General features: G+C 63.0%; 8 protein-coding genes. 1 reads left to right on the top strand and 7 read right to left on the bottom strand.

What is annotated here, in order from left to right; genetic code table 11:
- Positions 1–49: 49 nt before the first annotated feature.
- The 6 genes from ATC00_RS21160 to ATC00_RS21135 all read right to left on the bottom strand — a co-directional run bounded on the left by ATC00_RS21160 (position 50) and on the right by ATC00_RS21135 (position 8,548).
- Positions 50–1,225, bottom strand: coding sequence for an ABC transporter permease (locus ATC00_RS21160; RefSeq protein WP_064254267.1), 1,176 nt, complete (start codon positions 1,223–1,225; stop codon positions 50–52).
- Complete coding sequence (locus ATC00_RS21155; protein ID WP_037384592.1) at positions 1,222–2,220, bottom strand: ABC transporter permease; 999 nt, start codon at positions 2,218–2,220, stop codon at positions 1,222–1,224. Before ATC00_RS21155 ends, ATC00_RS21160 begins: the two co-directional genes overlap by 4 nt.
- 1 nt (position 2,221) lies before the next feature.
- Positions 2,222–4,123 carry an ABC transporter substrate-binding protein gene (locus tag ATC00_RS21150; RefSeq protein WP_064254266.1) on the bottom strand — a complete coding sequence of 634 codons (1,902 nt, stop codon included), beginning with the start codon at positions 4,121–4,123 and terminating at the stop codon, positions 2,222–2,224.
- A complete protein-coding gene (locus tag ATC00_RS21145) occupies positions 4,120–6,012 on the bottom strand; it encodes an ABC transporter ATP-binding protein (protein ID WP_064254265.1) in 1,893 nt (630 codons plus the stop codon). The genes ATC00_RS21150 and ATC00_RS21145 overlap by 4 nt, the downstream gene beginning before the upstream one ends.
- 210 nt (positions 6,013–6,222) lie before the next feature.
- A complete protein-coding gene (locus ATC00_RS21140) occupies positions 6,223–7,194 on the bottom strand; it encodes a polysaccharide lyase (protein WP_082912474.1) in 972 nt (323 codons plus the stop codon).
- A gap of 7 nt (positions 7,195–7,201) precedes the next feature.
- Entirely contained in the window at positions 7,202–8,548 is a 1,347-nt protein-coding gene (locus tag ATC00_RS21135) for an adenylate/guanylate cyclase domain-containing protein (protein ID WP_037384582.1), read from the bottom strand.
- A 403-nt stretch (positions 8,549–8,951) separates the two neighbouring features.
- On the opposite strand from ATC00_RS21135, the gene ATC00_RS21130 reads away from it, so the two are divergent.
- Positions 8,952–10,295 carry a nucleotide sugar dehydrogenase gene (locus ATC00_RS21130; protein WP_082912473.1) on the top strand — a complete coding sequence of 448 codons (1,344 nt, stop codon included), beginning with the start codon at positions 8,952–8,954 and terminating at the stop codon, positions 10,293–10,295.
- Between the two features lie 6 nt (positions 10,296–10,301).
- On the opposite strand, the gene ATC00_RS21125 is transcribed toward ATC00_RS21130, so the two are convergent.
- Positions 10,302–11,480, bottom strand: coding sequence for a DUF3095 domain-containing protein (locus ATC00_RS21125; protein WP_064254264.1), 1,179 nt, complete (start codon positions 11,478–11,480; stop codon positions 10,302–10,304).
- Positions 11,481–11,722 lie beyond the last annotated feature (242 nt).

Below are 11,722 nucleotides of genomic sequence, written 5' to 3'. Positions count from 1 at the left end.
GCCAAGTCCGCTGCAGCACCTGTTGTTGGACCGAGCGGCGGTACCGGGGCTATTTGTAGGGATCTGCGGCGTCGCGCAACCCGTCTCCCAGGAAGTTGAACGCCAATATCACAAGAATGACTGGTATAGTCGGAAACAGCAGCCAAGGATAGAAGGCAATCACGCTGACACTCTTTGCTTCGGTCAGCAGAATGCCCCAGCTGGTGATCGGCGGGCGGAGCCCAAGGCCGAGGAAGCTGAGCGCCGTCTCGCCGAGGATCATGCCGGGAATGGAGATCGTCGCCGTCGCGATGAGATGCGACATGAAGCCCGGCACGAGATGCCGACCGATGATGCGGCTGCTTTTCGCCCCCATCAGCTGCGCGGCAAGCACATAGTCCTCTTCCCTCAGCGCCAGCAGCTTGGAGCGGACGGCACGCGCCAGCCCGGTCCAGTCGAGAAGCCCAAGAATGACGGTTATGCCGAGATAGATGAAGATCGGGCTCCAGGTCGCCGGCATGATCGCCGCCAGCGACAGCCACAGCGGAATGCTCGGTATCGACTGCAGAACTTCGATCAGCCGCTGCACGACGAGGTCGAAAACGCCGCCGTGATAGCCGGCAAAGCCGCCGATGACGATGCCCAGTACAAAGCTCACGGTAATGCCGAGGAGGCCGATCGTCAGCGAGATCCGCGCGCCGTAGATGATGCGCGACAGCACGTCCCGCCCGAGCCGGTCGCTGCCGAGCAGGAACATCTGGCCGTTTTCCGCCGGGCAGACGAGATGCAGGTTGCTTTCGAAAAGTCCCCAGAAGCGATAGCTGTCGCCGCGGCAGAAAAAGCGGATCGGCTGGACGTCCGCCCGGTTGTCCGTGTAGTTCCGCTTCAACGTATCCATGTCGAGCTGCATCGTCCGTCCGTAGACGAAGGGGCCGACGAAGTCTCCCTCATGGAAGAAATGCACGCGCTGCGGCGGCGCGTAGATGAAATCCATGTTGCGCGTGTGCAGGTTGTAGGGCGCCAGGAACTCACAGATGAGAATCATCCCGTAGAGCACCGCCAGGAAGATGCCGGACACCAGCGCAACCTTGTGCCGCTTGAACTTCCACCACATCAGCCGCAGCTGCGACGCCTGATTGACGCGCACCTGCTCCTCCGTCATCACCTCGACGGAATAGGGATCGAACGGGGCGGTCGACACGTAATGCGGTAGCGGTTCGCCCGGGGCAGGAATCGGTGACGTCACTTGGTGCTCCTGCCTTGCAGGCGAATTCTGGGGTCGAGGACGGCGAGCGCGAGGTCGGAAATCAGGACGCCGATGACGGTCAGGAACGCCAGGAACATTAGGAACGACCCGGCGAGATACATGTCCTGACTTTGCAGTGCCTTGATCAGCATCGGCCCGGTGGTCTCGAGCGACAGCACGATCGCGGTGATTTCAGCACCGGAAATGATCGCCGGCAGGATCGAGCCGATGTCTGAGATGAAAAAGTTGAGCGCCATCCGCAGCGGGTATTTGACGAGCGTCCGGGTCCGCGAGAGGCCTTTGGCCCGGGCGGTCACCACATATTGCTTCTGCAATTCGTCGAGCAGGTTCGCCCTCAAGCGCCGGATCATCCCGGCCGTGCCCGCGGCGCCGACGATGATCACCGGGATCCAGATGTGTTCGAGGATCGATTTCGCCTTCTCCCAGCTCATCGGCTCGGAAAGGTATTTCTGGTCCATCAGGTGGCCAATCGAGGTGCCGAACCAGATATTGGCGAAATACATGAGGATCAGCGCCAGCATGAAATTCGGGATGGCGATGCCGATGAGGCCGACGAGCGAGAGACCATAGTCGCCCCAGCTGTATTGATTGGTCGCGGCATAAATGCCGATCGGGAAGGCGATGATCCAGGTGAAAATGATCGTGAAGAACGACACCAGGATCGTCAGCCAAAGCCGGTCTCCGACAACCTCGCTCACCGGCAACTCATATTCGAAGGAATAGCCGAAATCGCCCTGCAGCATGCCGCCGACCCAATAGACGTAGCGCAGCAGCGGCGGCTGATCGAAGCCGTATTGTTGCCGCAGCGACTCGATCTGCTCCATGTCGACGCCTTCGCCCTGCGCCCTCAGCTCGGCGATATAGCTTTCGAAATAGTCACCCGGCGGCAGCTCGATGATGGTGAAGACCAGCGCCGAGATGATGAGCAAGGTCGGCACCATCACCGCGATGCGCCAGAGGATGTACCGCAGCATCTCAGCTATCCTGTTCCAGCCAGAAGGTATCGGCCTTGTAGACGCCGAAATAGCTCGTCGGATCGAAGCCCCACAGCGCCTCGTCCGGCATGTTGCGCAGCTTCGTCGAAACGAGGATCGGCTGCAGCGAAGCGTTGACGAGGCCGATCGAGAAGACCTGGTCCGTATAGATGGACAGCATCTGCCTCCAGATGTCGGCCCGCTCCGCGTCGTCGGCGGAATGCCGCCAGCGCTTGAGCAAGGCGAGCAGCTCGACCACCGGTTCCAGGTCGGGTGCCTCGCCCATTTCGCCGTGCGAAATATAGTTTAGGCCCCATACCGGCCATTGCAGCTGGTCGTCGGCGGTCGGAGCGAGCTGGCCCGGGTTCATGTCCGCCGTCGGCACGCCGTTGTCGATGCCGAACCACATAGACATGACGATCTCGCCGCCGACCGCCCGGCTGCGGAACGTGTCGCGCTGCGAGGTGCGGATGAAGAGCGAGATGCCGACCTTCTGCCAGTAGTCGGTGATGAGCTGCAGCACGTCCGTGTCGAGCGTGCTTTCGCCGGGCGTTTCCACGACGATCTGCGCACGCCGGCCGTCGGGAAGGATGCGGATGCCGTCGCTGTCGCGTTTCGCAAGGCCCGCCTCATCGAGCAGGGCGTTGGCCTGGTCGGGATCGTGGGCGATCCAGGCGCTCGCGAATTCGGGACGGAACAGCGGACTATCCGGCAGGACCGTATCGGCGCTCTCCTTGGTCAGCCCGTAGAAGGCCGCCATGTTGATCTCACGCCGGTCGATCGCCAGCGACAGGGCGCGGCGGACCCGCACGTCTCTCAAGAGCGGCCGCCACACCGGATCGGCGCAATTGAGGTTCGGAAGCAGCGCCAGGCGCGAGCCGGTGGTCTTCTTCCACAGTTTGACCTTCACGGGATAACGCTTTTCGGCATCCTTGAGGTAGGTATAGTCGACGAAGTCGATGCCCGCCGCCTGCAGGTCGCTTTCGCCCGTGCCGGTCTTCGCCGGGATGAGCGCCGACGAACTGACGCTCAGCACGAATTTGTCGATGTAGGGCAGTTGCAGGCCATTCTCGTCGACGCGATGGAAGAAGGGATTGCGCTCGAAGATGAATTGTTCGGCTGGCAGCGGCGTCGTGTTGCGCCAGGGGTCGAGGGTCGGCAGGTCCGGGTTTTCCGGCCTATAGGAGCGCGCCATGCGCTGGTGGAGCTGGTGCCATTTCTTGACCCGCTCCTCCTTCATCAGCGCCTTCAGCTTGTCCTCGTCCTGGTATTTCTTATGGAACTGCTTGAGATAGGCCGAGGGCATGGCAAGCACCAGCGGCTGCGGCGCCGCCAGCTTCTGCAGGAAATCCGGATTGGGCATCGCCCAGGAGTAGCGCAGCGTGCGCTCGTCGAGGACCTCGAACTTCGCCGCTTGGCCGTCCATGACCATGGCCGTCGGAAGGCCGGCCGGCGACAGGTCCTCGTTGAGCAGCACGTCCTCGAAACAGTAGCGGAAGTCCTCGGCGGTCAGCGGCGTGCCGTCCGACCACTTGTGTCCCTCGCGCAGGTGGAATGTGAAAATCCGGTCCTCGACCGTCTCGAAGCGTTCGAGGACGTCCGGGTGGAGGTTGAGCGCCTCGTCGTAGCCGACCAGCCGGGCATAGCCGTAGATCGTCATCAGGCGGATGTCCTTGGCGCTGCCGATCAGGCTGCGGATCGTTCCGCCGTGCCGGCCGGGCTGTCTCCCCAAGGCCGCGACGTTGATCACCCGCGGCGTCTTCGGCAGTCGTTCGTTGAGCGGCGGAAGCTTGCCCTCGGCGACGAGCGGCGCCAAGGCATCGACGCCGCCCGCGGCGGCGACGAGGACTTTCGGTAGCGCGGTGGAAGCGAGGATGGCGAGTGCTGTTCTGCGGGTAATCACGGGCGTAACTCCCTGGCATCTGCCGATTTCCTGGCGAGCACGTAATGACCTCCGCCAAGATCAGCCGGAAAGAGAGCGTTCTCCTCGCCGCCGTCCGAGAATTGCGCTCCCCACTGACGCTGGTCCGAACACCCGCTCGCCTGGAGCGCGTCGAAGTCGAGTTTGCGATCCAGATCGGGATAGGGCACGGCTGCCAGCAGTGATTTCGTATAGGGATGAACCGGATTGCGCATCAGCACCTCGCGCGGTGCGAGCTCGACGATCCGCCCCGAACACATCACGGCGATCCGATCGGCCATGTAGTCGACCACCGCCAGATTGTGCGAGATGAACAGCATAGTCAGGCCGAGTTCCTTCTGCAAATCCTTGAGAAGGTTGAGGATCTGGGCCTGAACAGAGACGTCGAGAGCCGAGACGGGCTCGTCGCAGATCAGGAGCTGCGGCACCAGCGCCAGCGCCCGGGCGATGCCGATGCGCTGCCTCTGACCGCCGGAGAAGCTGTGCGGATAGCGGTTGATGAAACGCTGGTCGAGCCCGACCGCCTGCAGCAGCGAACGGACGGTCTCGACCCGCGACTTCGGATCACCGCGCCCGTGGATCTCGAGCGGTTCGCTGAGGATGTTCTTGACCGTCATCCGCGGCGAAAGCGACGAGACCGGGTCCTGGAAGACCATCTGGATCTTGGAGCGTAGCGCCTTGAGCTCAGCGCCATCGAGCTTCAGGACGTCGACCGCCCCCTCCCCGTCGTCGAAGGTGACCGAACCCTGGTCCGGCGTCACCGCCCGCATCAGGATCTTGCTGACGGTCGTCTTGCCGCAGCCGCTTTCGCCGACCAGCCCCAGGCACTCGCCGCGACGGATGTCGAAGCTGACATCGTCGACGGCGCGGTGGCGCGACGTGGTGCCGCTGCCGAACCAACCGGACGAGCGCGTCGAAAACGTCTTGCACAGGTTGCGGACCGAGACGAGGACATCCGGTCCGGCCGCCTTCTTGACGTGCTGGGTTCCGAGGAGCGTCCCGGCCTTGACCGGCACTTCGCGAAGCGCCTTCAGCCTTTCGCCCGGCTTCATGTCGAAATGCGGCACAGCCGCCATCAGCCCCTTCAGATAGGGATGCTGCGGATTGCGGAAGATCGCGTCGACCGGTCCGGCCTCGACGATGTCGCCGTGATAGATGACGACGACCTCGTCGGCCATGTTGGCGACGACGCCGAGGTCGTGCGTGATCAACAGCATGGCCATGTTGAGCTTCGACTGGAGCTCGCGCAGCAGCTGCAGGATTTGCGCCTGCACCGTCACGTCGAGCGCCGTCGTCGGCTCGTCGGCGATCAGCAGTGCCGGGCGGCAGATCAGCGCCATGGCGATCATCGCCCGCTGGCGCATGCCCCCGGAAAGCTCGAACGGGTACATGTCGTATGCCCGCTTCGGATTGCCGAAACCGACATAGCCCAGAAGCTCCTCGGTTCGCGCCCGCCGCTCCGCCTTGTCAGCGTCTGTGTGGATCTTCAGCACTTCGGAAATCTGGTTGCCGATCGTGTGGAGGGGCGACAGCGAGGTCATCGGCTCCTGGAAGATCTTGCTGATCCGCGCACCGCGGATTTCCTGGATCTCGCTGCCGTCGGTTTCGAGCGAGAGCAGGTCGACCGGCTTTGCCCCGGCCGCGGTATCGTTGAACAAGACCCGGCCGCCCACCTTAGCGACAGTCGGCAGAATGCCCATTATCGCCTGGCTGATCGCTGACTTGCCCGAGCCGGACTCGCCGACGAGCGCCGTCACCTTGCCTGGCAAAATCCTGAAATTCGCTCCCCGGACGGCCTCCACATTGCCGCCAAGCACGGAGAATGTGATCCGCAGACCCTCAACCCTTAGTAGGTCCGCTCCTGAAGTCATTGCAACACACCGCCCTCATTACCCCTCCTGCATGATCCCCAGCCTTATGGCAGGGATATTATGCAGCAATTTCAAGTGTCACAGCGACCTTGACATGCCCCGCGGCGCTGTAGCGTCCGCCACCGTCGAAACAGTAGCTTAGCTTCCGCAGGCTGTCCAGCGCACCGCCGGTGGGGCGCGTGGAGGGGCTAGTCAGATGGCGCCCGGACCTTATGGAAAGGGGCAAACACCGTCCGTCAGGACATCGGCACAACGCGATGAGCGGCGGAAGTCGTCGTAATAGAGCGTCCAGTCCGTCGTGTCGGCAGCGCGATAGGGGCCGAATTTGAAATACTGGTTCTCTCCCAGCCCCTTGTCGGCGTGGCCGATATGGCCTTTGACCGTTATGATCGGCTTACCGTTGGCAAATAGCTCGATGTGCCCCGTGCCGTCCGGCCCGGGCTTGGTGAAGATGGCGAAATCGATCCAGCCGGAACTCGGCTCCGGAAGAGCGTTGCCGTGGCTGGTGACCGTCACCGCCTTCGTGCAGGAATTGAAAAGGCTGCTGTCCTCAGTCGTCCAGTTCGGGTCGGTGGCCACTAGGATGCGCACCTGGTTGACGTCGGGCCGGGCCCAGGCCGCCACCTCGCCCGGCCCGCAACGGGCCGGCTTGCCGTCGGGGCCTGTCGAAACCGGCTGCTGATAATTGGTCTCGACTGTGGCGAAGAGCTTCCCGAGGTCCATCCGCAGCGCCAGGAAGGGGCTGAAATCGCCATCCGCGCCAGGATCGATCTCGCGCTTCCATTGGGCGATCAGATAGCGATGATCGCCGCTCGGAATCGGCTCTTCGAACTTGACGGCGAAGCCGTACCAGACGCCCTGGTCATAGGGGACGCGCAGGGCCGTCTTTTCCCAGATTTCCGCCCGCTCGCTGCAGCCGTCATTCAATGTCGGGCAATGCGGCTCGACGCTGAGCTTCAGCCCACCATTGCCCGTCCGTTTGACCGCAGTTTGAAACTCGACGGTGCCGGCGCTCTGCTCGAAGTTCTCGCGGTAATAGAGGCCGCCTTCCGGCGCAAAATCCTTGCCTTCGAAACCGTCGACAAGTTTTTGCTCCAGAGGCGGTTGTTGTTGCTGCAGTGCTTGAGCATTTGCGATGCTCGGTACGAAAAGAGTCACGGCCAGCAAAGCGACGCGAAGCATATATCCCTCATTGGAGCATCTTGTCGATCAGGCCGCGAGGCCCCGGCGGCCCGATCTTGTTGCGATAGAGCAGCATGACATGCTCCGCTTCGGAAAGTCCATCCTCCGTCTCGTCGAAGGCGCGTTCCTGTGCGATGGCAGCAAGGGCCGCGTCCTTGGGGTAAAGGACGGTGAATTTCTGGCGCACGCCGCGCAGCCTCTCCTGCCCGAGCGTCAGCCATTCGCCGCCGCAATAATTGACGAAGGCTTCGCTGGCGACGACGTTGTGGCCGTATTTCTTCGTCAGGTTCTGCAGCCGCTGCACCTCGTTGACTGACGAGCCGAAGGCCGAGAACGTCAGCCGGTCCCGCAGTCCGACATTGCCGAACATGACATTGCCGACATGCAGGCCGACGCCGTAGCCGATCGGCTCGCGGCCCTGCCTCTTCCGTTCGGCATTGAGTGCGGCGAGCCGGGCCCGCGCCGTGCCGACCGCGGCGAAGGCCTCGCGGCTCGCAAGCTCGGAAGGTTCCTTGTGCCGGCCGCAGGGATAGACGGCGATGAAGCCGTCGCCGACGAAGCTCAGGATCTGGCCGCCATGGCGGTTGAACGGCGTCGCGATCGCGTCGAAGAACCCGTTCAGCGTTTCGATATAGGCTTGCCGGCCCTCCCGCTCCGCAAGAACGGTCGAATCGCGCATGTCGGCCATGACGAGCACCGCGCGAACCGTCTCGCCATCCCCCCGGCGAACCTGGCCGCTCAGCACCCGCCGACCGGCATTGGCTCCAAGATAGGTCGTCAACATGTTGTCGGCGAGCTTGCCGAGCACGGCGACCTTGGCGGCGATCGCCAGATGGTTCTGCAGCCTCAGCAAGGCCGCGATGACGTCGTCGCTGAAGCCGCCGTGTCGATCGGTCGTCCAGGAGCCGACCATGCCATGCTCGGAGACGGCGCCGAGCGGCTGCATGAAGGCGATATAGTCGGTCGCCCCCTGCTCCTTGAGCTCATCGAAGATCGGGAATTCCGAAGGCTGCGCCGGATCGATCCGTCGCCGCACATGGTCGAGGTTGTTGCTGAGCAGGTAGTAATAGGGGCTCTTGAGGAACCGATCGGGGTTGAGCGCCAGCTCCTCGTGGCGAAGGCCGCTGACCTCGACGCCGCGGCCGCGCCACCAAGTGAAGCCGAGCGCGTCATAGAGCGGATGGAGCATCGAAAAGGACAGGTGGACGCGCATGAGGGGCAGGCCCGCCGCGGCCAACCGCTCGCAGAAGCCACGCACGATCGTCTCCAGCGATTCGTCGCTGAGCGATGTCCGCATCAGCCAGTCCGCGACCTTGTCGAGGAGGATTTCGGAAACATTGTCGTTGATACTCATTCCACGTCCTCATCTGTCGCGATGGCGGATGTCGGCAACACTCCCGCCGCGCCCGGCGAACAACATCGCCTGCCCGACAGCATCGGCTGTGGCACCCGTCCGTATTGAAAGGCTCCGGCCGCATCTGACTGCGGCGCGCGCGGCGATTGGATCGCCGCGATTTCGCCTTGCAGATATTCACCGCCGGACCCGATTTCCAGAGACGTTCGCGATTTTTAATCGTGGAGGAATGCTACACGGAACTACCCCTCCGATTACACCCTGCAATTGTCGGGGTTACCGATCGGACGCTGCTCGACGATCCTGGCCCGCGCTTGACTTCGCGCCGCTTTGTCGCCAACAAAACCGAACCAGCTCGCGCGGCTGCCGGTCGAAAAAGCCGCGTGTCCGCCAACAATCGGAAATGATCTTGACCTCCGCTCATCACGACAGGCTGCTCGAATCGATTATCGCACGCACGGGCAGGATCGGTGTCATCGGGCTCGGCTATGTAGGCCTGCCGCTTGCCATCGCGGTTGCCCGCTCGGGTTTTCCGGTGACCGGCTTCGACATCGATCCGGCAAAGATCGTCGCGCTCGACGGCGGCCGTTCCTATATCGAGGCCGTGCCGGACGATGCGCTGAACCGGGAGGCCGCAGCCGGGCGGTTTCGCTCGACGACCGATTTCAGCGCGCTCGGCGGCTGTGACGTCATCGTCATCTGTGTACCGACGCCGCTCACCAAGCATCGCGATCCGGACCTCTCCTTCGTGGAGAAAACGTCGCGGTCGATCGCAGCTTGCCTGCGGCCGGGCCAACTCATCGTTCTCGAGTCGACCACCTATCCGGGGACAACGGACGGGATCGTCCGCACGATCCTGGAAGAGACCGGCCTGAAATCGGGCGAGGATTTCTTCCTGGGCTTCTCGCCCGAGCGGGAGGACCCTGGCAACCGGAAATTCGAGACGGCGAGCATCCCCAAGGTCGTCGCCGGCGACGGGCCGCTCGCGGCAGCGCTGATGGAGCGCTTCTACGCGGCCGTGGTCGACACCGTCGTGCCCGTTTCATCGAATGCGACGGCCGAGGCGGTGAAGCTCACGGAAAACATCTTCCGGGCCGTGAACATCGCCCTCGTCAACGAGCTCAAGGTCGTCTACGAGGCGATGGGCATCGACATCTGGGAAGTCATCGAGGCGGCGAAGACCAAGCCGTTCGGCTACATGCCGTTCTATCCCGGCCCTGGGCTTGGCGGCCACTGCATTCCCATCGACCCCTTCTATCTCACGTGGAAGTCGCGCGAATACGAACTGCCGACCCGCTTCATCGAACTGGCAGGGGAGATCAACTCGGCCATGCCGCGCCACGTGGTGACGCGGCTTGCCGAGGCGCTCGACCGGAGACAGGGCAAGGCGCTCAGCCGATCGAACGTGCTGATCATCGGACTTGCCTACAAGAAGAACGTGCCGGACATCCGCGAAAGCCCCTCGCTCCGGCTGATCGAACTCATCGAGGAACGCGGCGGCAAGGCTGCCTTCTACGATCCGCATGTCGAGGAAATTCCGCCAACCCGCGAGCATATTGCCCTCAAGGGCCGCCGGTCGATCGTCTTGGACGAAGAGACCGTGCGTAGCTTCGATGCCGTGCTGGTGGCGACGGACCATGATGCCATCGACTATCCCGCACTTTGCGAATGGGCGCCGTTGATCCTTGATACGCGCAATATCTTTGCCCGCCGTGGCCTCGCCTGCGATCACATCGTCAAGGCGTGATCGCGATCAGGCGGCTGTACCGTGAACCGGTCCCGAAAGCGTGGCCTTAAGATTTCTTGCCGCCATCGCATAACCACCGGCCGCGCCATCGATGAAATGCATGTGGTCGCGGCTCATCGGTGAGGGAACGATGCATGTCATCAGGGCGGAGTCCTGCTGGTGCAGCCCGTAGCTGCATATGCTGGCCGCGACACCCTGCTTCAACCGCTCCTCGATTCGCTGCAGCCGATCGATGCTGACGTCGATCGTCATCTTCAGGCCGTCGTCGAATTTGCGGAAATCGGAATTGCTGGCAAGGTCATGCGCGTAGCGTGTTACATCGAACGGCCCGAAATTCACCCCGAGCCTGAAGCAGAGAAAAAGCAGGAAGCTCTGCACGGCGACCAAGGGCCAAATCAACAGCCGGCGGGCGGCCGAGGCCCTGGCGCGCGTTTCCATGGTCACCCCTCGCAGCGACAGGTGGGGCTCCGGACCGGTTTCCGGAACGGGATGGCCCCCGCGCTCCTCGCCCTCGGCCAAAGCCACGATGTCGGCGATCAACGCCTGGAACTCCGGGCCGTTGCCGAGCGCTGCGGGAACGGCGATGATCGAGACGATGGACCCGTGCCGGGAGGCTATCGGATTCCAGCGGCAGGAAAGCCCGGTCAGGTCCGGCCTCGTGCCCGGCGCCGCAGCGTCGATCTGGTAGCGGCCCGCCTTCATCTCCGCCTCCGCCCAGCTTGCACCGCCGCCCGAAAACATCGCATAGGAAACCTCTTCGCTCGCCTTGAAGCGGGCGACGCGCATATCGAGACCTTTGGCTCGAATGTCGGCGACCGGAACGAGGGCGGCGCGGAGTTCAAGGCCGAGCTCTTCGGCCACCCAAGTCTTGGCCGCGGCGAGAGCCGTGCGCGCCCTTGCCGCCAGGGCGGTGGGTATTGCGGCTAGCGCACCGTCGCCGCCGAAGACGAAAGGCAGGTCCCTTTCCTCGAGCGCGTTCATGAGAGCCGAGATCACGCTGGCGCCGGCCATGTTGACGCTCTTGTAGCGTCCCTCGGCGATCGCCCCGGTCGAATTGACGATGTCGGCAACGGCCAGCGACCAGCCCTCCGGCAAAGGCCGGTAATTCGCCTCGTCGGCCACGCCTTCGAACGCTTCGAAAAGCGGCAGGCTTTCGTAGAATCGCATTTCGGCTGGCTCTGCCATCGATGCTAGACCCCTTGGCCAGGTGGAATTTGGCCGCCACCAATTTTTAGGGTGGGAGCGGAACGTCTCAGTCCTGAAACGCTCCACACAACCTTTAAATCACGTTGGGGCTGACGATAAGGCTTTCAATTCAGGACCGGTACGGGAAATCGTCGACAAGCATTCCGCGGCGCCGAGTGCCAATGGCATTGCAGGACCCTCATGATTTGTGCTTGTCTAGTCAGCGCGCCTGGGCAAAGTGC

Origin of the sequence: Sinorhizobium americanum (assembly GCF_001651855.1) — a bacterium.
Taxonomy (GTDB): Bacteria; Pseudomonadota; Alphaproteobacteria; order Rhizobiales; family Rhizobiaceae; genus Sinorhizobium; species Sinorhizobium americanum.
This window is presented reverse-complemented; position numbering and strand designations above follow the sequence as displayed.

Bases quoted from the DNA above. Each gene is read 5' to 3' on its own strand.
- ATC00_RS21155 (WP_037384592.1), bottom strand. From the start codon at position 2,220: ATGCTGCGGTACATCCTCTGGCGCATCGCGGTGATGGTGCCGACCTTG.
- ATC00_RS21145 (WP_064254265.1), bottom strand. From the start codon at position 6,012: ATGACTTCAGGAGCGGACCTACTAAGGGTTGAGGGTCTGCGGATCACA.
- ATC00_RS21140 (WP_082912474.1), bottom strand. From the start codon at position 7,194: ATGCTTCGCGTCGCTTTGCTGGCCGTGACTCTTTTCGTACCGAGCATC.
- ATC00_RS21135 (WP_037384582.1), bottom strand. From the start codon at position 8,548: ATGAGTATCAACGACAATGTTTCCGAAATCCTCCTCGACAAGGTCGCG.
- ATC00_RS21130 (WP_082912473.1), top strand. From the start codon at position 8,952: ATGATCTTGACCTCCGCTCATCACGACAGGCTGCTCGAATCGATTATC.
- ATC00_RS21125 (WP_064254264.1), bottom strand. From the start codon at position 11,480: ATGGCAGAGCCAGCCGAAATGCGATTCTACGAAAGCCTGCCGCTTTTC.